Source organism: Streptomyces pallidus (ex Mingjun et al. 2026) (genome assembly GCF_051550185.1).
Classification (GTDB): Bacteria; Actinomycetota; Actinomycetes; order Streptomycetales; family Streptomycetaceae; genus Streptomyces.
On the sequence record NZ_CP196181.1, the window covers coordinates 1,782,838 to 1,802,738 of the forward strand.

Here is a 19,901-nt window from a genome sequence, read left to right on the forward strand (position 1 = left end):
CGTGCACCTTCGCTACCGCGCCTGAGCTTCGTGCACAATGACGTATCCACAGGGACGGTCAGCACTCCAAAGTGTGCAGCGTCCGTTTGAACGACGAGCACGCGCTCGTTGCGACCGCCGCCAGGGCCGTCGGCGTCACCGTCGCCGGCTTCGCCCGAGCCGCCCTCAGGACGGTTCCAGGCCTCAGGACCGCCCTACAGATGGACTGCCATCAGACCGGAGTGCGCGGAGCATGGTGGTGTACACCGGAGCATCGGGAAACGGCTGCTGATCACCGATGTGCTCGTACCCCCACCCCTCGTAGAGGGCCTTCACCTTCGGGTGGCCGGGCTCGACGAGCAGCGTGACGCGTTCCTCGGTGCGACCGGCCAGCAGTTCCTCGTGGATCCGGTGCGCCAGGCCCGTGCCCCTCCAGGGTGCGCGAACCATGATTTCGAAGAGGGCGAGGGTGCGGGTGCCGTCCTCGGTCGTGTCCGCCTCGGGAAGCGGCTGGAGCATGTGGGCCCACCAGCCGGTGTTCTGGGGCAGGGCCGCGGCGTAGGCGTAGCCGGCGGCCTCGCCACCGTCGTAGGCGACCACGGCCTCCCAGGACGGGCGGGAGGAGTGGCCCGTCAGACGACCCTCGAAGCGGTCGACGGAGAAGAACGGGTCCTCGCCGATCTCCTTCTCGTACACCTCGGCGTACACGCCGACCAGGGTGGGGCGGATGGTGGGCAGCTGGTCGGTGCCGTAGCGGTGAAGGGTGATCTCCGGGGCGGGCATGGTGCTCCTTGTCTCGTGACGGTTCAGGCAGTGCGGGCGCGGTCGTTCCACTGGCGGGTGACGGCGGACTTGGGGGCCGCCTGGTTGAGTGCGGAGGTGAAGCTGCCCAGGAGGTGCGGGACCCGGCCCGAGTCGGCGCCCGTCGGGGTGATGACGCGGGTGGCGGTGGCCACGGCCTGCTCGACGTCGCCCTGCGCGACCTGCGCGAGGGCCGCCTGGGACAGGTAGTAGGCACGGTTGCGGTGCTGGTCGTCGCGGAGGTCGGCGATGCACCGGTGGGCGTGGAACTCGGCCTTCTCCGCTTCGCCGAGCCGGTAGTGGGTGATGCCAGTCAGGCCGTGGAGTTCGCCCCGCGTGTAGAAGGCGACGGAAGACGGGCGGGCCTCGGCGGGATCGGCCCGGTCGTAGGCACCGTGGGCCCGGTCCAGGGCTCGGAGGGCCCGGGTCTTGTCACCGAGGCTGGCGGAGGTCAGGGCGATCCGGGAATGGGTCAGCGAGGCGTAGAGGGGGTCGGTGCGATGCGCCCGGGTACCGGTGCAGGCTTCGGCCGCGGCAAGGGCGTCGGCGTACCGCCCGCGCTGTCCGGCGAGCATGGCGGCGTACCGCCAGGTCTGGTGCTGGACCTGACCGTCTCCGGAGAGCCCTGCGAGCGTGACGGACTGCTCCAGGTAGCGCTGGGCCTCCCCCAGCCGGCGGGCGTCGATGGCGGAGAACATGGCGAAGGCCGTGAAGGACGCGGCGACGGCGTAGAGGCGGGAGCGGACGCGCTGGCTGGCGGAACCGTGCTGCTGGAGGCTGAGCGTACGGGCGGCGAGGTCGGCGGCGCGCCTCTCCAGAACGGGGCCGCCGCCGTTCTGGTCGTCCAGGAGCCACAGTTCGGCCAGCAGAACGCGCAGGCGGTCGACGTCGGAATGCCCGACGGTGGGTCGGGGGGCTGCGGTCGCAGTGCCGGTGGACACGGCGACGGCGGCGCCGGTGGCTACGGAGATGAAGCTTCGACGGCCGAGCACAGGGTCCTCCAGTCGTGCCGAGGGCGTTGCGGGGCGGGGGCGGGCACGGGGCACGAACCCCAGGTCGGTCGCAGGAAGCCCGGAGACGACCTCCAGAGCCTGCCACTGGCGATCCTGGGGCGAGCGGTTCTCTCCCGACAGCCACCGGTAGACCGTCCGTTCGGTGACGGCGCCTCGGTGGCCTGTGAGGTCTGCCATGGCGTCGTTGACCTGCTCGGCAAGAGCGCCCGCACTGAGCCCGTGTTCCTTCATCCAGGTCTCTAATTCCGCGTTCCGCTTCCGCACCATGCAGCCACGGTAGGGGTGGGGCTGACATCCGAGGTAGCGGAGGTCGGGACTTTTCGTCAGTGGTCACGCGAGTAGGCACGAGCCGATTCGTCATGTCCAACGCGGCTCGGTCGCAGGTTACTTGTCCGCACAGCCGAACTGGCAGCAGCCGGATGGGAGCGGAATCGTGACCGTACTCGCGCACGAAGCAGCAGCAGTACCGAGCGAGGCAGCCACGGTCACCTCCGCCGACCAGGAGACCGCGATCACCTCTGCGACTGCCGCCGTCGCCGGGGACGTCGAGGCCGCCCTCGCCCTCGCCGACCACCAACCGGCCGGGGAGGCGTCCGTCCGGCTGCGGGAGCGGCTGCGCGAGCGCGTCCGCACCCTCGCGGCACCCGCTGAACGGTACGCGGACATGCTGCCGGAGAGCCGGCAGAAGGACATCGCAGCCGCCACCGTGCGGTTCGCCCGCAAGGTCGCCCGGGACTGCGGGAGCGATCCGGCGATAGCGCTGCGGCTGCTGGCCAAGTCAGTGGCCCACCTCGCCCGGTACACGGACCTCCTGCGTCAGTCCTGAACCGCTTCCGGCATCGGCCTGCCCGGAGGCGCCGGTGCCGGAAGCCCGCCACCTGCCCGGCCCGGCGCCGGGCTCAGTCGAACCTCGCCCTGGAGGCACCCGCATGTACGCGATCGGCATGTGCGTCGATGCCCGCTACCTATTGCCCGCCCTGGTCACCCTCGGGTCGGTCGCCGACCACCTGCCGGTGGCCGACCGCCGCGAGAGCGCGGTACGGGTACTGACCAACGGCCTGTCCTCGGGGCAGGCCGCCGTGATGGAGTCCTTCGCCCGCCGCTGCGGGTTCGGCTCCTTCGACCTGCGCTGGCAGACCCCGCCGGCCGAGAGCGTCATGGCGGACACCGCCTACATCTCCGTCGCCACCCACCTGAGGTTCGGGTTCACCCCGGGCTTCCTCGACCGGCCGTTCCTGATCTACGTGGACGCGGACGTACACGTGCGCGGTGACGTCTCCGCGCCCCTGGACGGACTGCCTGCGGACCGGATCGGCGCCGTTCAGGACGAGTTCAACCCGGCCGTCGGGCAGTGCCCGGCACTCCCCGGGGTCGCCGAGCGCTGGCCCCACCTGGTGGGGCGCACCTACTTCAACGCCGGGATGCTGTGGGTCCCCGCGCCGATGCTCTCCCCCATGCGGGCCGGGGTCCAGCGGGCCTTGGTCGGCGGGTGGCGGTACATCAAGCACAACGACCAGTGCGCCTTGAACCTTTGGCTGTTGTCCTCCGGGGCCGTGCATCCGGTCGGGCCGGTGTTCAACCGGTTCGAGGTGGACCGGTTCCTCCAACGGGGGGACTGGGTCCGCCGGGTCCTCCGCCGCCCGGTCACCTGCCGGGACGGGCACGTGGTGCACTTCGTCGGGGGCCACAAGCCGTGGATGCGCTCGTGCCCCGGCACGGAGGACGTGCGTGCTTATCGGCAGCAGATGCGCCGCACAGTGCGGCACTTGGCCGGGGCGGGCGCACGGTGACCGGCGGCGGCACGTTCCCGGCAGTGGAGCGGGCCTGCACGGAGCTGGCCGGGTCGGCTCCGGCCGAGACTGTGCAGGTCCGCCACGGGCCGAAGACGACCGTCTACCGCGTCCGTCTCGCCGACGGCCGCCCGGTGGTGGTCAAGCTGTTCGCAGCCGACACCACCCACGGAGCGGCCGACGAGGCCCGTCTCCTGGCCGCAGTCACCGCCGCCGGGCGGGTGCGGGTACCGGCCGTGATCGGGCACGGCCCCGTTCCCGGTCTGCCCGTCTCCGCCTTGGTCACCGCCGATGCCGGAACGAGCACCTTGGGCGACGCCGTCCGGGCCGGGCGGATCCCGCGTCCGGCTGTCCTGCTGCGGCTCGCCCTGCTGATGGCGGCCTTCCACAGCACCAAGGCCCCACCCGGCGTCCCGCTGGCGCCGGGCATCGGCCAGCAGGTCAGCGCCCTGGCCGCGCACTGCCCCAAACAGGTCTTCGTCCGGCTCGCGCCCGCCCTGGAGGTCATCGCAGCCGGGGCCCGCGTGGAACGGCTGGTGTGGTGCCACGGAGACCTCCACCTGGAGAACGTGATCCGCGGATGCGCCCGACGCCTCACCGCCGGCGAACACGGCCAGCCCCGCCTCCCCGACTACCTCGTGGACTTCGAGGCCGCGACCGTCGAGGTCCCCGAGTACGACCTCGCCCAGACCCTCGTGACCTGCGACGCCCTGGAGCCGTCCGACCGGGTGTTCATGGCCGCCGCCTACGGACGGCCCGTCGATACCCGGCTCTTGGACGCCTATGTGGCCTTCCAGGCCGTTCGCGGCTGGACCTACGCCGCCCACCGGGAGGGCCGCGACCACGACGCCTGGGCGGCCCGCCTGCACCTTGCCCTGTCCCCGCAACCAGGAAGGACCGTGCTGTGACCGATCCCGATCTGTCGGTGATCATCCCCGCGTACAACGAGGCCGAGTACCTGCCCCGCTACTTGCCCACCGTCTTCGCTTCCCTCCGGGCCTGGGAGGCCCTGTCCGGCCTCACCGGGGAAGTGATCGTGGTGGACAACGCCTCCACCGACGACACCGCGACCATCGCGAAGGAGCTGGGGGCCAGGGTGGTGACGGAGCCGGTCCGCAGCATCGGCCTGGTCCGCAACACCGGAGCCCGCGCGGCCGAGGGCCGGATGCTGTTCTTCATCGACGCCGACGTGGCCCTACCGCTGGAGGGGATCACGGCCGCCGTCGCCGCGATGGACGCCGGGGCCGTCGGTGGGGCCATCCCACCGCTCTACACCCCCGCCCGGTTCGGGGCCCGTCTGCTCTGCGCCTACTGGGACCACCACCGCGCCCGCCACGGCGGCGCCCAAGGCGTCAACCAGTTCTGCACCCGAAACGCCTTCAAGGCTGTACACGGGTACCGGCCGGACTACTTCATGAGCGAGGACATGGAGTTCTTCGCCCGACTGACCGCCTATGGCCGCCGCACGGGCGGGCCGGTCGCGGTCCTCGAAGACCTCCGGGTGCGGCCCTCCACCCGCCGCTACGACGCCTGGTCCACGGCCCGGATGCTCTGGTGGCAGAACCCGCTGATCGTCCGCGTCGGCCTGACCTCGCCCCGTTTCTGGCGCAACTGGTACGCCACCACCGTCCGATGATCGGAGAACCTCAGGTGACCCGCCTTCCCTTGCCGGACGCCGACGGCATCTACACCTTCCCCACCGACCTCCTGACCGCGCACCGGTCCTGGATGGACTCCTTGACCGGGTCGAAGGAGATCATGACGCTGACGGCGCCGCTGACCCTCGCGCCGTACTGGATCGAGCCGCGCAAGCCGTCCGGGCGGCCGGTGGTCGTCATCGAACCCCACCACGACGACTTCGTCCTGTCCGCCTCCGGGACCTTCCTCGCCCGTCCCCGACCGCTGACCGTGGTCACCGTCTTCACCCGCTCGCGCAGTGTCCACCCCTCCCTCGAAAGCACCTACAACAGCGTGGAGGCGGTCTCCGAACTCCGCGACCGCGAAGCCGCCCAGTCCCTGTTGCCCCTGGGAGCGGCCCGGGTCGGTCTGGGGCACAAGGATGCCGAGAAGCCGTACCGGGCACCCGTGCCCGCGCAGGTGGACCGGATCACCTCCGAGCTCGCCGAGGTGCTGGACGGGATGGACGACGCGGAACTGCTCGCCCCGGCCGCCGTCACCCGACACCCCGATCACCTCGCCGTCCACGAGGCGGCGCGCCGCCTGGGCTGCCGGTGGTTCTGGGAGGACGCCGCCTTCTGGTCCACATACGCCTTGTCCGGATGCGACCGGCAACTGTTCCGGCAGCGGGCACGCGACATCCTCACCCCGGAGGTCGAGGACATCACGGACACCGTCCTGGACAAGGTGACCCTGCTCCACATGCACGGCTCGCAGATGCACCCCGCGCGGAAGATGTACCGGCCGATCCGGCACGCCCACACCGTCGCCGCCAACCTGCTGCCCGACCCGGACGGCCGTCCGCGCGGCCAGTTCGCGGAACGCTTCCACCGAGTCGGGGGGTCGTGGTGATCCTCGGCCTGGAAGGCCCCTCGTACGGGGGCAAGACCTCCGCCCTGGGACGGCTGCACCGGGTGCCGGCGATGCGGGACGCGATGTTCTTCCCCTGCTACGTGAAGTCATTCGCGCGCCGCGAGGACATCCCTACCCCCGCCACCCGGTCGGCCGCCGAGCAGGTGGAGGCGTTCATGACGTTCATGGAGATCGAGGGCGACCGCGTGCGCGCCGCCCGTCGGCATGGCGGGCTGGTCATCCTGGACCGAACCGTCGACACCCTCCTCGCCCACGCCCACGCCATGGACGAGATCCACGGCTTCGGCATCCTGCCGCAACTGTGCCGACGGGTCGAGGAGATGCCGCACCTGAGGCCGGACCACACCCTGTACCTGGACGTGACGCCCGAGCTCTTGCACCTGCGGCGCAAGGCGGCCGGACACCACGAGGTCGAGCCCGACTACTTCCTCCACGACCCCGCCTTCCTAACGCACTTCCGCGACTACTTCTGCCGCCCCGTCCACAGCCCGGCGACTGCGGAGCTGGCCGTCGCCTCCGGGGACGGCGACCGGACGGAGACTGCCGCCGTGGTGCAGGCCCTCTTCACGTACTGGGCGGGTGTCCGGTGACCGGCCCGACGGTGCTGTTCGCATGGCGGCGGACCCCGCCACCGCTGCTGGTCGGGGGCGCGGAGGTCTCCCAGCAGCTCCTGGCGGAAGAGTTCGTCCGGGCCGGCTGGCGGGTCGTCTACCTCGGCAGCCACGAGGCCCCCTGGAATGGGTCTCCCCAGATCGGCCACCTGCACGCCCACCTTCGGGCCCACGGAACCGTGTGGGGGGAGGCCGGCGGGGAGGTCCGCTACCAGTGGAACGGCGTCTCGTGCCGGGCCGTGCCGCAGGACAGGGTGGGAGCGACGTTGAAGGGCCTCCTGGCTGAGGCCCGGCCGGAGCTGGTGGTGACCTCGCAGGAACGGGCGGCCGACCTCGCCGCCCTTGCACGCCGGTCCTCGCGGGTCGCCGGATGGCTGCACTCGGTCTCGGCCAACAGCATGGGTGTCCTCCACGGCCGACCGCACGTCGCCCTCGCCACGTCGAAGTTCGTCGCCGGACGGGCCCAGGCCCACACCGACACGAAGGCGGTCGTCTTCTACCCGCCGTTCGCGCCGGCCGAAGGCGCCGGGCCCCTCCTCGCCGCGGAGCACGGCACAGCCGCCCGCGTCCCCGGCGGCGTGCTGATGGTCAACCCCATCCCCGCCAAGGGCGCGGCCCTCCTGCACCAGCTGATCCACCGGTTGCCCGCCCTCCGGTTCACCCTCGTCGAGGGCTGGTGGGACACGGCACGCGAGTTCAGCGCGTACCCGAACGTCCGCTGGGTTCCCCGCACCTACGCGATGGGCCCGATCTACGCCGCGAACGACCTGCTGCTCGTGCCCTCTCAGGTCGACGACGCCTTCCCCCGGGTGATTGTGGAAGCCGGGCTCCACGGCGTCCCCACGATCGGCTCGTCCCGCGGCGGCATTCCCGAGGCGGTGAGAGACGGCGGAATCATCGTCCACCCCGACGACGTGGACGCCTGGGTGCAGGCGATCGAGACGGCTGACCGGGCCGACCTCGGCGCGAAGGCCCGTGCCGGCGCAGCGCCGCTGGTCCGGCCGTGCCTGCCCGAGCTTGCTGCCGCCGGGCTCATCCCGGCGGCAGCCTCCGCCGGCTAACGAGCCGCGTAGGCGGCCTGCACCTCGTCGGCGCGGTCGGTCCACCAGTTCAGCAGTGCCTCGTCCGTCAGGAACATCTCGCCGAAGGTGGGGTCCTGGCGGTCGAGGTAGAACTCCAGCTGCCAGAAGTCGGTCAGCCGCTTCCACCACAGCCGCTTCACCGCGTCGGCGAGGTCGCCCTCGGACAGATCGATCACGGACCGGTACCCGGAGCAGAACGCGGCGACACGGTCGAGGTCGAAGACACCACCGACCCCGAACTGCACCTGCGCGGTCCGCGCCACCTCTTCCCCGTACGGACGGACCCCGAGCCGGTCCCAATCCAGTACCGCCACCACCTGGCCGTCGCGGCGCAGCAAGTTGCGGTACTGGAAATCGCCGTGCGTCCACCCGTACGGCCCGGCCGACACCTCGCCGTCCGGCCGGGCACCGGCGTACCGGGCGAGGAGGCCTCGGCGGCTGTGCAGGGCCTCGGCGGCGGCCTTGTCCAAGTCGGTGACCGGATCGGCCGGGAGGCGACTCGCGAGAGCAGCGGCGGCCCGATCGGCCTCCGCCACGTCGCGGACCTTCGCAACCGGTGCCCGCTCCGGAACCGGGCCGGGCCCGTGCCGCCGCAGGCCCTCTTGCAGGCGGCCGAGGAGAGCACCGAGATCGCGGACCTGGTCGAGCGGGAGGTCCGTCCCCTGAACGTGCTCGCCGTCCACCCACGGCAGGACGCAGTAGCCGTGACCACCTACTTCGACCACCAGGTCCCCATTCGCGTCGGCCAGCGGCGCCAGCACCGGGATGCCCTCCCGAGCCAGGTCCACGAGGACCGCGAGGTTCCTGCGAGCCTTCGGCAGAGGAACGTCGGTGATCTCCTTGAGCGCGTACACGCCGGCAGCCGTCACGAGACGCCAGTTCCGGTTCATCAGGCCATGGGCAAGGAACTGCCGATCGCTTACCGCGCCCAGCCCGAACGCGTCGGACAGGGTGGGCAGCACTGCCGCCAGACCGTCTTCTCGAGTCGTATCCGTCACCCCCAGCACGGTACGCCGACGCCGAGTTTCGCACCCGAATTCGTCACCCAGGTCCCCGCAGAGAGTCGGCGGGAGATGCGAGCCAGGATCCCCCTCCACCACCGGCTCACCTGACTCTGCCCGTGGCGGAGCCGGAAGCGCCCCGGTGGCCTCACTACCCTGACCGACGGACCGCCCGCGGCCGTACGACGATCGGGAGACCATGACCACGCCCTCCACCGCCCGTATCGAAGACCTCCTCCAGACCGGCGTGCGCGGGGATGTCTACCCCGGCGCGGTGTGGGCGGTCGGGGACGCCGCCGGCACCAGCGCGAGCGGAGCCGTCGGCCTCCTCGACCCCGACCAGCCCGACGAACCGATGCGGCTGGACACCGTCTTCGACGTGGCCAGCCTCACCAAGATCCTCGCCGTCTGGTCCACGATCGGCACGCTCGCCGAAGAGGGCAAGCTCGACCTCCGCGCCCCTCTGGGCACCTTCTGGGACGAGGTCGCCGGCCACCCCCTGGCCCGGGCCACGGCCCACCACCTCCTGACCCATACCGCGGGCCTGCCCCTGCGCGCCAACCTGAAGAACCTCTACGGCACCGACCCCCAGGACATCCGGGACGGCGTCCTCCACGAAGCCCTCCACCGCCCGCCGGGCGAGGCAGTCGAGTACACCGACCGGGCCGCCCTGATCCTCGGCTACCTCGCCGAACACCTCTCGGGCCAGCCCCTGGACCGACTCGCCACCGACCGCATCTGGCACCCCCTGGGCATGACCCGCACCCGCTTCGGCCCCCTCCCCGCCACCGAGGCGGTCCGCTGCGCCCCCACCGAGTACGACGAGACCACCGGCACCCACATCAAGGGCACCGCCCACGACTTCTCCGCCCGCCTCCTCGGCGGCGTCTGCGGCATCGCCGGCGCCTTCTCGGTCCTCGACGACCTCGCCCTCTTCCTCCGCCACATGCTCGCCCCCACCCAGGCCGCCTTCGGCCCCACCTGGACCGCGGACTCCCTCCGCATCCACACCGGCACCCTTACCCCCGCCCGCGGCCTCTTCTGGCACCATGCCCCCGGCACCGACCCCGCCGAAGACGTCTGGGTCCACTACGGCTTCACCGGCACGGGCATGTGGATCAGCCCTGCCCAGGACCGCTGGGCAGTCCTCCTCACCAACAAGCTCCGCTACAACCGCGTTCGCGAGCCCCTGGCGGAGATCCGCAACACCTTCCGCACGGCCGGGTTTACCTCGCCGCATCGCACCCGGAGAGCATGACGTTTCAACGTTCTTCACGGCGAGGTGCCGCCATGGCGGCATGCACGTAGCGGGCGGCGCTTGCGGTATCCCGATCGGGCAGCCGACGGATGCCACGCCGGGAAACGATCGCCGAGCGCAGCCAAGACTCGACGTGCCCTTGCGGCAAGAAGTGTTGGAGATGACGGACAGATCACGCCACACAACACCTACCATCATATGATCACTGTTGCTCTGGGTGACGGATCAGGGGTGGGGCGAGCGGTGTACGCGTCCAAGGTGTTGGTAGAGCGATTCCGATCATGCGAGCGGGTGGAGATCCCGCTGCGGCCGGAAGTTACGGTCCTGGTCGGGGAGAACAACGCAGGCAAGTCGAGCGTGATCGACGCGCTCCGACTGCTCGCGGATCCCCTGGATGGGCGCCGAATACGGTACTTCGAGGAAGCTGACGTCCTGCAGGCTGCGGCCACGCTGGGCGGCCCTCTCCTGCAACTGGACGTAGCAGGCATCGGTCCGCAGCACAGTGGGGCGTACTTGGAGGCACTGCTGCCCGAAGGAGCTCCCGATAGTCGTACCGCGCGGTGGCAGGTGTCCTGGACACCACCACAGCCGGGCGGACGCCGAGGAAGTACCGTCTGGACGCAGGGCGTGGGCCTCCCCGTCACAGGCGATCCTCCCGCTCGTGGGGGCGTGCGGCATGTCTACCTGCCCGCGCTGCGCGACGCGGAGCGAGAGCTGGCCTCGGCTGGCGGGGACCGGGTGCGGATGATCCTTCGCGGGCTGTTGGGGGACGATGAGCAGGTTGATGCCTTCGTGGAACGGATCGGCAGCGATCTGAAGAGGGTGGCTGCGGATCCGGACGTGGCTAGAGTCAGCGAGAAAATTAATGACCCTCTGCGGAACATGACCGTCGGCGCACACCCCCAGACTAGTCAACTCGCGCTGGCCGAGCCTACGTTCGCGTCGATCGCCCGGTCGCTCCGGGTGCTGCTGGGTGATGCCGTCGGCCAGCCTCTTCCGCTGTCGGCCTCGGGGCTGGGCTACTCCAATGCCCTGTTCATCGCCACAGTGATGGCAGAGTTGGACGCAGCAGCGGACGCCGACCTGACCCTGCTGCTGGTCGAGGAGCCTGAAGCGCACCTGCATCCGCAACTGCAGACGCTGCTGCTGCGCTACCTGCAGCAGCGGGCGCGGGCCTCGCGCTGTCGTCCTGCCGGTGACCCGTCCCAGCCGGCCGGGCATCTGCAGGTGGTGGTCACGACCCATTCCCCGATCCTGTCGGCTGCCGCCAGCGTGGAGAATCTGGTGATTATGGCCCGGTGCCCGGCCGGGTGGTCCAGCGGCTGGCAGGCACATCCTTTGCCGATTCCCCGGCTGCATCTGAGCCCAGATCGGATAAGGCATCTGGACCGCTACCTGGATGCCACGAAGAGCGCCCTACTATTCGCGTCACGAGCAATTCTGGTGGAGGGCATTTCCGAACTTCTTCTGCTGCCCGCCCTGGCCGAGCGGGTCCTTGCCGCCCCGGCGGGTTCAGACGCACGAGCAGTCCGGGAAGCGTCCGAAGCACTGGAACGCTTCTTCGGCACCACCCGGGTGATCGTCGACGGCGTCGGATTCGAGGTCTATCTGCGGGTACTTCTGGCACCCGTGGACGGGATGAGCCTGGGACGGCGGGTGGTGCTGATCACCGACACCGATGTGGCACCCGACCAGCCGGAACCGCGCCGGCTGCAGTCACTGCGGGCGCTTCCCCTCCGCTGGGGTTCGCCTGGTGAGCTACACCTGGCCGCGGCACCCCGCACGCTGGAACCGGCGCTGTGGTCGGCCGACAACATCGCCGCCCTGAAGGCCGCGTTCCTGCGGTGTGCGCCGCGCTCGAAGGAACGCTGGGAGCAAGTCGCCCAGGCAAAGGACCCCGCCCTGGCATTCGGGGAGTTGTTCGTCGCGAAGACCAGTAGGACTGCCACGGGCGCGGACGAGCAGGTCGTGAAGGGCACCGAGATCTCCAAGGGCCTCTTCGCCCAGGAGCTCGCCGATGTGCTGGGCGATCCGGCAGTTGAGTTCACCGTGCCCGACTACCTGGCGGACGCCATCCGCTTCATCGTCGCCATCGACAGCGCTGCCGGGTTGATCACGCCATGAGCGAGCCGGAGCAGACGAAGACGGTGCGAGCCGACGCCGAGGCACAGCAGAACACCGCAACAACGGTGATCGCTCCGGCCTACGTACCCGCCTGCCCAGGCGCGGGCAAAACGCATGTGATCACCAACCGCCATCTGCAGTCGCCCAGACGGCTGCTACGCCAAGGCCGGGCACTGATCTCGTTTACTCGGGTAGCGCGGGATCAGATGGCCCGCCGCTGCCGCCAGGCGGGCCGCGCCGACCTCGTCCAGGCACCACACTTCATCGGCACGCTCGATTCGTTCTTGTGGGAGTTCCTGGTCAAGCCTCGGCGTCCAGCCGAGCCCGTGCCCCGGCTACTGGACTCGTGGGCGAGCATCAAGGCCCCGGTGCCGGGTACAGACCGCGAAATCTCACTGCACCGCTTCCCCATGGCCCTGCACCCTTCGCACGATCCAGCGCGCGAGGAGGTGGTCTGGAACAACCTCGACTACGACACCAGGCAGCTCATCGAAGCCAGCGCCTACGACCGCATGGCTTGGCAGGAGAAGATCTTCGCCACCCGCAAGTCTTTGTGCCAGCAGGGATACTTCACCGGGCATGAGGCACGGTTGTTGGCTCTGTGGAACCTGCACAACGCCGAGGCCTCAGCCAAGCTACTGCCCCCGCTACGCTCCCGGTTCGCGGAAATCGTCGTCGATGAGGCCCAGGACTGCTCAGCCGCCGACCTGGCAATTCTCCAGCTACTGCACGACGCCGGCCTACCGCTGATCCTCGTCGGCGACCCGGACCAGGCCATCTACGCCTGGCGCGGCGCCGAACCGCACGCACTTGCGAACTTCGCAGCCCGTCTGTCCCACACTCCTCACCGCCTGACGGGCAACTGGCGAAGCTCTCCCGTCATCTGCCACCTGGCGGCCACCCTGCGCACGGGACAACGCCCACCGGACACATCCGTCATGCGCGACGACGACATCCCTGTCCTGCTGCTGCCCACCCGGTTCGCCACCTCCGGCAGCCGTCACCTGCACTCTCCGACCGGTGACAACATCGTCGATGCCTTCCGTGCACGCGCCGAGGAGTACGCCATCGAGGCCAAGGACTGCCTCGTGACCGCCTACAGATACGCCACCCTGCCGGGAATTGCCCGGGAGAAGCCCAACACCAACGCCATCACGAGCCTGGCCTGGGCCCGCACCGCTGTCCACACCACGGGCGCCTCCAGCGACGACCTCGCCCGGGCCTGCGCCACCGCCATACGCGCCCTGTTCGGCTACTGGTATCCAGGCGAAACGGGCGGCCTCGACCGCATCACGGCTGCTCACCGCCTATCGGCAGGTCAGATCTACCGCACGGCCTTCGCGTTCCTCCACAGCCTGCCTGCACCCCACAAGGAATGGGGTCCACAGGTGTGGCAGGCCATGAAGGCCTGGCCCCCTCTGCCCGGGGCTGCTCCGCAGGGCAGCAAGGGCCGCCTTGCAGGAAAACCCACACTGCCCCGCTCCCAGCCGGCCACCGGCATACGTACCAACATCGTCCACCAGCTCAAAGGCGACGAAGCCGACGGGGTCCTGCTACTGCTGCCCGACCTCGGAAGTGTCCAACGATGGGCCACCTCGGATCCGGCCACCGACGAGGTGCTGCGTGTCTGGTACGTCGCCGTCACTCGCGCCCGCCGCTTGGCCGCCATCGCCCTGCCCGAGGAGGAGATCAACGCGCTGGCCCAACTATTGGACGGTCGCCAAGTGCCCGTGCGAATCACATGATTCTTTTCCAAGCTGCAGGGCAGGGGCAGGTCTTGTGAGTTGGGAGACTATGCGAGCGACGCCTCATGCAGCAGGGCGTGCGGACGCTACTCGTACGGTGCCTGGACAACGCAGCACCGGATCGATGCAGCGCGCTTGAAGTGCGGCTGGCCGAAGTCGAGAGCCATGGACCTAGCTTCGCCTGTTCCAGGCGGAGTGGTGATGACCTGCGGCTTACCCGCGCCAGCCGTCGGCCCGCCAATTCGGCGGCCGGCGCTGCGTGAGTGTTCCCCGTTGTCATCGGCGGCCCTCGTCGCATCTGGGGCGCTCAGGGGGTTGACCCCTGAGCGGTGACATGCTGCTCGGCCAGGTCTGGGGTGTGCAGGGTGCGGATCTCGCTGGCGATGTCAGGTTGCCCGTAACGGTCGGTGAGGGCAGCCATCGTGTCGATCAGGTGGTTCTTGGCATCGGTGGTCAGGTCACTGGTGAAGGTGTGAAGCAGACGGGCGAGGAGTGCCCAGCGACCTTGTGGTGCGTAGGCAGCTACTTGGCTATGCAGTTGTTCGAGGCGAGTAAGCGTGTCTTCGTCGATGGTGTGCGGCGCGGTGGCGTACCAGTAGGCCAGGGCCAGGGAGGGGTCGCTCATCACTGTGGTCCGGAAGGCGCGAGCCGTCTCCAGGTGGCGGGCCTGTTCGGCGCGGCGTTGTTCCTCCTCGTACTGGTGACGTTGGTGTCGGGTCGTGGCGCTGAGTGCCTCGAGGTCCGTGCTCAGGTCGACGTGGGCCCAGACGAGCCTGACAGGGATGCCCGGGATGTCGGAGGCCTGACCGAGGAGCGTGTTGATGCGGGCCGCCGCCAGGACGGCGTCAGCCGGAGTGAGGTTCGAGGTGATGTTGCGGACGATGGTCAGGGCGTGGTGGCTGGCGGCAGCGTCGGGATTGTGGTGGGGACGCGGCGAGGGGAGTTCTTCCCACGCCCCGGTGAGGGTGAGGGTGAAGGGGTGGCCGGGCATCACATTGGGCATGGGGCAAGTAATGCTGAGGTTGCCCGCCCGGGGTTGAGGCCAGCCACCCCCTCTACGCCGTAGTCGGCGCATCGCCGGCGTGGATCGGGGCTGTGGGGTCTGCCTCTCGGATGGCGATCAGCACCTCGTCGCGCAGGCGGGTACGTTCCGTGGGCTGCTGCCCGGCGTGGGCAGGTTCCCATCCATTGGCGGCGTGGTTGAGAACGATGTACCGCTGAGCGAGGTAGGTGCGATCGGTATCGGATCGGAAGACGGCTTCGGTGAAGGTGGTGACGATTGTGGTGCGGAGGTCGCGGTGTGCGAGCGCGGCGTCAAGCCAGGCGTTGACGGCGCCTTGGATCTGGCTACTGCTGGCGTCGTCGAGGGATCGGCGCCAGCCCGTGAGGGTCCAAGGGTCTGGTCCGCTGTTGTCTGTGGCCAGGAGGATGGGGATGCCGTAGGGGCCGGTCCGTTCTGCGAGATGCAGGAAGGCGCGGCGGGCGGCCGCGGTTTGATGGTGCTGTGCTGCGGTGAACCACGTGGTGAGTGTGTCGCGGATCCGTTCCGCGAAGCCTTCTTGGTCCCACATGGCCATCAGGGCCTCGCCAACGGCTTGTGTGACGGTGGCGTTGCCGGTGTGGGCGGCGAGGTCTGCCAGTCGCCTCACTGCGACCCTGGGATAGGCGGGGCCGAGTTGTGCCATTGCTTCGGCGAGGACGCGCTTGAGGGCGACCGGGGTGTGACCGCGTTCATCGGGGGGTGGCTGGTCGGGGGCGCTGGCCCATTGAAGGTATTTATCGCGGGCGAGCTTGCCGGTTTGCGGGTCAATGGCGGCGGCAACCAGGAGGTCCACCGCGTGGCCGCTGAGGTTCTTTGTGGCTGCCCAGTGGGTGGCGGTCGCGCGCAGGACAGTCAGGCTCTGTTTGGTAAGGGTGTAGCGGATGACCCACTGGCTGACGCGATCAGCCAGACGGATCCCGAGGCCGCCGGACAGGAGGGCTGCTTGCTCGGCTGTCCAGTGGGTGAAGGCCTCGACGTGGTGGGGGCGGTCGACCCAGAAGTAGTCGACGACGGCTTCGGCGTATCCCGGGCGTAGGAAGCGGACGCGGTCGTCGGCGCCGAGGTCTGCATTAATGGTGTTGGTGAGTTCAATGATGCCGGGGCCACGCTGGCCTTTAGTGGGTACGGGTGTGTCTTCGAGTGCCGTGCCGAGCTTGAGGTGGGAGTCGTAGACGGTCTGGGCTGTTGCTCCGTCGAGTACGGCGGCTGCGAGCAGGTAGGTGCGGTGACCGCTGTCGGTTTGCTCCCTGTGCCAATTGAGGAGTTCGCTACGCCAGTTCTGCGCGGACTGGATGACGAAGCCGACGAGTTCGTCGAAGGATTTCGGTTCCGCCGTTGAGCGGTTCAGCGTGACGGCCGACGCGATTGTGTGGGCACAGCTGACCGCCATCGCTGGTGTGGCGTGCTGGAGGTGGCTGGTGATCCCGCTGTCGCTGAGCCACTGGTCCACCTCGCTCGGTTTGAGAGGCTGGTCGGCGAGGTGCGCGCGGGCGACACGGAGCCCGTCCGCGGGCTTGAGCTGATGATCCAGATCTGATGCTTCGACAGCCACGCTCGTCCAGGTGTCGGTGTGGACGACGGCGACGACGAACGATCGGGTCTCGCGCAGATGATCCGCGATCTCTCTCAGATGAAGTCCGGTGGCGGTGGGTAGCGGCTGTGTCTCGTGTCGCAGGTCCAAAATCCAGCCGGTGTCCTGGTCCAGAAGCCCTTCGAGTTCGATCTTGTCGTCGGGGAGACGCCTGACCTGGCGGATGGAGCGCATACGCAAGGTGGTGAGGATGTGCAGGGCAGTGGTGTAACGGCCGGTACCGGGCAGCGCGTGGATGACCACGACGCGGTGGGCTTCGAGGATCGTCTCGAGTGCCTTCGTCGTTTCGTCGTTGCTGGCAAAGCTGCGCAGGCGCCCGCGGACCCAGTCGTCGGTCAGAGGGGTTCCGCGTAGTCGCTGGATCTCGTGGTTGTTCTGAACGCCGATGACCGTGCCCTGGTTGTTCGGAACCTTCTGTTCGACCCTCAGCGCGAAGTCGGCGTCGCTGGTGAGGTCTTCGGCATGGCGATCCGGTTCGGACACGCGATCAGCTGTGGTGGTCGCCTCCGCAGGCACCGGTGACTGCTCGGCAGCGGGCTGGACGCCGTCCTGCGCGAGCACTGTGGCAGGCGCAGGGGTAGTAGAGGCGGCCCCGGAGGGGAGGGCGGCGGGAGGCTTGGTCTCGTCGGTGCCGTTGGAGGGTGGAGCCAGTGCCGGCAGGCCGCGGGGCTGGCTGGGGACGGTCGGTTCATTCAGTGTCAACACACGGCCCTTCGGACGGATGGCGCCGTTGCGCGGGTGCGCAGCGGGTGGCGTTTCGGCGCTGCTATCCGCCGATCCGGCGCGCCTTCATTCCGATAAGCTTGGCGTTTGCCTCGACCGTTTCCACCTGCTGAGCGACCCGGGCGTTCCCGTTAATCTCGTCGGCATCCATGCCGGTGGCCTCACCGGTGAGTGTGGTCAGCTTCTGTTCGACGAACGGCCCGGAGGCTGGGCGGTTCTCGCCTTCAAAGGTCAGGCGCTGCCCGTAGATGTCCTCGAGAGCGGCCCGCAGCATCGTCATGCTGCGCAGCAGGTTCGGGTCTGTGATGTCTGTGTCCAGGCTACGGCCGGCGTAACCCTGGAGGACGAGGTGGAGCACTTCGAGTTCACGTTCGTAGACCTGAAGGCGCTCCTCGTTCGGGTGCAGGGGCAGCTGAAGCGCTCCGACCAGGGTGTCGGGAAGGCTGACGTCGGGCTCGTTCTCACGGCGGCGTGGGCTGAGCAGGTGTTCCAGTCGCTGAAACAGGAAGGTTAGCGTGGCGGGCACGGCTGAACTGATCAGGGCGATCTCTACAGGATCCGGCATGACACTCTCCCCCGTTGTCTGGCTGGCAGGCTCTTGATTCTCACGAACCGGCCAAGCGTCGAGGAATCCTTTTCAGAATGTGGCGGAAAGCCCACGGCCTTCTCGATCACCGCTGTTGTCGACCGAAAACTAGTCGTGTCGAATCGGGCCATGTGGCCGGTTGTTGCCGGTCTGGTCATGCTGCTCGGTGCCAGCGGGAGCCCTGTGTCCGAGCCACACATAGGGAGCCTCTTCAGGGTGTCTAGCGACCCTGGCCCGCCGCCAGGCCACGTCGAATGAAGTGCGTCCACGGCTGGCCGTGGACACCCGAAGCGCCTGCCAGCTGGTGACGGGGTCGAGGATCCAGCGCAGGAGATGAAGTCGCATAGCCGTAGCGTCCACACGGTCCGGCGAGATGACGGAGAATCCGAAATTCACTTGATTCTGCAAGCCACCTCGCGACCTGTTTCCGCCATCAGATTCACTAGGTTAATGTGACGCGCGATGCCTACTGTTTCTACTGTTACCTGAGAGGCATGGATCGGCGAAGCAGAGAGATACAGGTATCAGCCACCAACTGCTTGTAGCAGGGGCTGCCGGTGGGCACCGGGGCTGCCGCACGTCGGGTGCCATCTGATCTGGCTTGCACTGCGGGGCGCGTGGAAAGGATGTCGCTGCGCCTAAACCCCCAACCCGGAACAATCCCGCCAGGACGTCGCGGGGTGGCGAGTATCCGCGGCCCGGGCGTAACGATCGAGCAGGTGGCCGCCGACTTCGGAGTCCACGCGATGACGCTGGGAAGTGGGTGTGCCGGGCGGACATCGACGATGGGACCAAGCCCGGAACAACCAGCCAGGAGAGCTCGAAGCACGTTGGCGTAGCAAGTGCTGACACAGGAGAACGAGGCCCTGCGCCGGGCCGCGACGTCCCGGGAAAACGATCTACTCGGAGCGACGCTCGGATCAGGCTCTGGCCGGTGACGATCCGTCTTCCCAGGCTGCTGCGGCTGGGGAGAAACTGGGGAGAACGCAGCCCCATTGGGGAGCGGCTGGGGAGGGCCGGGCGCATCAACGGGCAGCACGGCGAAAGAGCCTGAAAGGCGGATCGTCGCAGGTCAGAGCGCCTGACCAGCCGGTTTCCGCAGGTCAGCGGTGTGTGGGTGACGACTTCAAGAAGATCTCCGCCTGGGCCGCCATCCTGTTCGCACCCACTCTCGTGGGCACCATCTACGGCATGAACTTCGACTCCATGCCGGAGCTGGGTTGGAGCTTCGGATACCCCTTCGCGGTCGGCTTGATGGGGGTCGTTTGCGTCAGTTTGTACGTAGTCTTCAAGCGGCGGGACTGGCTATAGGGGGCGACCGGCCCACTCGTGCAGCGCACACGGTTTGCACCTGCACCTCCCACACGAACCGCCCATCTCGGACTCTGGGGAGTGCCTGGGGAGAAGTGTTGCGGGCGATCTCCTCACCCTCGCACCGGAGAGCCTCTGCCACTGCCACCGGGTCTGCGCTACTCACTCCGGGCGCGGGCTCGCATCATGGCCCGCACCGCTTCTGCGGCCGTCATGATGGAGGCATGTCCTCCAGCCCTCAGTACCCCGCACCCGCGCCGAGGGACTTCTCGGGCGCGGACGCCGAGGACCTCGCGCTGTACCGCGAGAAGTTCCGGCGCCGTGTGCCGGAGTCGCTGGAGAAGCTGCACCGGCCGACGCGTGGTGTCGTAGAGCTGCCGCTGCACCTGGCCTGGTCCGGGATGACCTCATACGACCTGCACAAGCCTCGCCAGCGCATGGGTCTGTACCGCATCGTCCTGCACGACGGTCTGCACGACGACCTGCCCCGCCACCTCAACCGGGATCTGCTCCTCCAGCTGTGGCCCGTGCTGCGTACCCTCGTCGGGCGCACCGTGCGCACCGTGTGGGAGGACGCCTTCCCCCGGCTCGCCTCCCGCATTCGGGCAGCCGCGTGACGGACATGCGGAGCTGCACAGGCGGCTCCTGGGCACCGAGTGGACCGATGACGAAGCCTTCGCCGCCTACGGTCTGG

General features: G+C 68.9%; 17 protein-coding genes and 1 pseudogene. 12 read left to right on the forward strand and 6 right to left on the reverse strand.

Translation table 11 applies throughout. The features are described from left to right. Positions 1 to 183: 183 nt before the first annotated feature. Positions 184 to 762, reverse strand: coding sequence for a GNAT family N-acetyltransferase (locus tag ACSHWO_RS07675; RefSeq protein ID WP_438310648.1), 579 nt, complete (start codon positions 760 to 762; stop codon positions 184 to 186). A gap of 23 nt (positions 763 to 785) precedes the next feature. Continuing rightward, positions 786 to 2,060, reverse strand: a complete 1,275-nt coding sequence (locus tag ACSHWO_RS07680; RefSeq protein WP_438310650.1) for a Tat pathway signal protein — start codon at positions 2,058 to 2,060, stop codon at positions 786 to 788. 166 nt (positions 2,061 to 2,226) lie between these two features. Here ACSHWO_RS07680 and ACSHWO_RS07685 point away from each other — a divergent pair, with 166 nt between their 5' ends. The 7 genes from ACSHWO_RS07685 to ACSHWO_RS07715 all read left to right on the forward strand — a co-directional run bounded on the left by ACSHWO_RS07685 (position 2,227) and on the right by ACSHWO_RS07715 (position 7,805). Then, positions 2,227 to 2,619 carry a hypothetical protein gene (locus ACSHWO_RS07685; protein ID WP_438310652.1) on the forward strand — a complete coding sequence of 131 codons (393 nt, stop codon included), beginning with the start codon at positions 2,227 to 2,229 and terminating at the stop codon, positions 2,617 to 2,619. A gap of 103 nt (positions 2,620 to 2,722) precedes the next feature. Next, the gene (locus tag ACSHWO_RS07690) at positions 2,723 to 3,583 is read left to right on the forward strand and encodes a glycosyltransferase (protein ID WP_438310654.1); all 861 of its coding nucleotides are present in this window, start codon (positions 2,723 to 2,725) and stop codon (positions 3,581 to 3,583) included. Beyond that, positions 3,580 to 4,491 (forward strand): phosphotransferase, encoded by a 912-nt coding sequence (locus ACSHWO_RS07695; protein ID WP_438310656.1) that lies wholly within the window; start codon positions 3,580 to 3,582, stop codon positions 4,489 to 4,491. Before ACSHWO_RS07690 ends, ACSHWO_RS07695 begins: the two co-directional genes overlap by 4 nt. Next, a complete protein-coding gene (locus ACSHWO_RS07700; RefSeq protein WP_438310658.1) occupies positions 4,488 to 5,219 on the forward strand; it encodes a glycosyltransferase in 732 nt (243 codons plus the stop codon). Before ACSHWO_RS07695 ends, ACSHWO_RS07700 begins: the two co-directional genes overlap by 4 nt. Continuing rightward, positions 5,216 to 6,112 (forward strand): PIG-L deacetylase family protein, encoded by an 897-nt coding sequence (locus tag ACSHWO_RS07705; RefSeq protein WP_438310660.1) that lies wholly within the window; start codon positions 5,216 to 5,218, stop codon positions 6,110 to 6,112. Before ACSHWO_RS07700 ends, ACSHWO_RS07705 begins: the two co-directional genes overlap by 4 nt. Next, positions 6,106 to 6,723, forward strand: a complete 618-nt coding sequence (locus tag ACSHWO_RS07710) for a hypothetical protein (protein WP_438310662.1) — start codon at positions 6,106 to 6,108, stop codon at positions 6,721 to 6,723. The genes ACSHWO_RS07705 and ACSHWO_RS07710 overlap by 7 nt, the downstream gene beginning before the upstream one ends. Continuing rightward, positions 6,720 to 7,805, forward strand: a complete 1,086-nt coding sequence (locus ACSHWO_RS07715) for a glycosyltransferase (protein WP_438310664.1) — start codon at positions 6,720 to 6,722, stop codon at positions 7,803 to 7,805. The genes ACSHWO_RS07710 and ACSHWO_RS07715 overlap by 4 nt, the downstream gene beginning before the upstream one ends. On the opposite strand, the gene ACSHWO_RS07720 is transcribed toward ACSHWO_RS07715, so the two are convergent. Further along, the gene (locus ACSHWO_RS07720; protein ID WP_438318987.1) at positions 7,802 to 8,923 is read right to left on the reverse strand and encodes a phosphotransferase; all 1,122 of its coding nucleotides are present in this window, start codon (positions 8,921 to 8,923) and stop codon (positions 7,802 to 7,804) included. The genes ACSHWO_RS07715 and ACSHWO_RS07720 overlap by 4 nt on opposite strands. A 103-nt stretch (positions 8,924 to 9,026) precedes the next feature. On the opposite strand from ACSHWO_RS07720, the gene ACSHWO_RS07725 reads away from it, so the two are divergent. The 3 genes from ACSHWO_RS07725 (at position 9,027) to ACSHWO_RS07735 (ending at position 13,954) form a co-directional block, all read left to right on the forward strand. Continuing rightward, complete coding sequence (locus tag ACSHWO_RS07725) at positions 9,027 to 10,085, forward strand: serine hydrolase domain-containing protein (protein ID WP_438310667.1); 1,059 nt, start codon at positions 9,027 to 9,029, stop codon at positions 10,083 to 10,085. Positions 10,086 to 10,283: 198 nt separating this feature from the next. Then, positions 10,284 to 12,209: an ATP-dependent nuclease gene (locus ACSHWO_RS07730; RefSeq protein WP_438310670.1), complete on the forward strand. Its 1,926-nt coding sequence runs from the start codon at positions 10,284 to 10,286 to the stop codon at positions 12,207 to 12,209. Then, the gene (locus ACSHWO_RS07735) at positions 12,206 to 13,954 is read left to right on the forward strand and encodes a UvrD-helicase domain-containing protein (protein ID WP_438310672.1); all 1,749 of its coding nucleotides are present in this window, start codon (positions 12,206 to 12,208) and stop codon (positions 13,952 to 13,954) included. The genes ACSHWO_RS07730 and ACSHWO_RS07735 overlap by 4 nt, the downstream gene beginning before the upstream one ends. Positions 13,955 to 14,261: 307 nt before the next feature. Here the strand turns inward: ACSHWO_RS07735 and ACSHWO_RS07740 are convergent, their stop codons facing one another. The 3 genes from ACSHWO_RS07740 to ACSHWO_RS07750 form a co-directional block, all read right to left on the reverse strand. Beyond that, positions 14,262 to 14,957, reverse strand: coding sequence for a hypothetical protein (locus ACSHWO_RS07740; protein ID WP_438310674.1), 696 nt, complete (start codon positions 14,955 to 14,957; stop codon positions 14,262 to 14,264). Between the two features lie 52 nt (positions 14,958 to 15,009). Beyond that, positions 15,010 to 17,148, reverse strand: a complete 2,139-nt coding sequence (locus tag ACSHWO_RS07745; protein ID WP_438310676.1) for a hypothetical protein — start codon at positions 17,146 to 17,148, stop codon at positions 15,010 to 15,012. A 205-nt stretch (positions 17,149 to 17,353) separates the two neighbouring features. Continuing rightward, the gene (locus ACSHWO_RS07750; RefSeq protein WP_438310678.1) at positions 17,354 to 17,875 is read right to left on the reverse strand and encodes a hypothetical protein; all 522 of its coding nucleotides are present in this window, start codon (positions 17,873 to 17,875) and stop codon (positions 17,354 to 17,356) included. 1,140 nt (positions 17,876 to 19,015) lie between these two features. Between ACSHWO_RS07750 and ACSHWO_RS07755 the strand changes: the two are divergent. Next, a pseudogene (locus ACSHWO_RS07755) lies at positions 19,016 to 19,207 on the forward strand (CorA family divalent cation transporter); the annotation flags it as partial. A 224-nt stretch (positions 19,208 to 19,431) separates the two neighbouring features. Then, complete coding sequence (locus tag ACSHWO_RS07760) at positions 19,432 to 19,824, forward strand: hypothetical protein (RefSeq protein ID WP_438310680.1); 393 nt, start codon at positions 19,432 to 19,434, stop codon at positions 19,822 to 19,824. The last annotated feature ends 77 nt before the right edge of the window (positions 19,825 to 19,901 follow it).

Bases quoted from the DNA above. Each gene is read 5' to 3' on its own strand.
- ACSHWO_RS07730 (WP_438310670.1), top strand. From the start codon at position 10,284: ATGATCACTGTTGCTCTGGGTGACGGATCAGGGGTGGGGCGAGCGGTG.
- ACSHWO_RS07735 (WP_438310672.1), top strand. From the start codon at position 12,206: ATGAGCGAGCCGGAGCAGACGAAGACGGTGCGAGCCGACGCCGAGGCA.
- ACSHWO_RS07740 (WP_438310674.1), bottom strand. From the start codon at position 14,957: ATGCCCAATGTGATGCCCGGCCACCCCTTCACCCTCACCCTCACCGGG.
- ACSHWO_RS07690 (WP_438310654.1), top strand. From the start codon at position 2,723: ATGTACGCGATCGGCATGTGCGTCGATGCCCGCTACCTATTGCCCGCC.
- ACSHWO_RS07675 (WP_438310648.1), bottom strand. From the start codon at position 762: ATGCCCGCCCCGGAGATCACCCTTCACCGCTACGGCACCGACCAGCTG.
- ACSHWO_RS07760 (WP_438310680.1), top strand. From the start codon at position 19,432: ATGTCCTCCAGCCCTCAGTACCCCGCACCCGCGCCGAGGGACTTCTCG.
- ACSHWO_RS07725 (WP_438310667.1), top strand. From the start codon at position 9,027: ATGACCACGCCCTCCACCGCCCGTATCGAAGACCTCCTCCAGACCGGC.
- ACSHWO_RS07750 (WP_438310678.1), bottom strand. From the start codon at position 17,875: ATGCCGGATCCTGTAGAGATCGCCCTGATCAGTTCAGCCGTGCCCGCC.
- ACSHWO_RS07680 (WP_438310650.1), bottom strand. From the start codon at position 2,060: ATGGTGCGGAAGCGGAACGCGGAATTAGAGACCTGGATGAAGGAACAC.
- ACSHWO_RS07705 (WP_438310660.1), top strand. From the start codon at position 5,216: ATGATCGGAGAACCTCAGGTGACCCGCCTTCCCTTGCCGGACGCCGAC.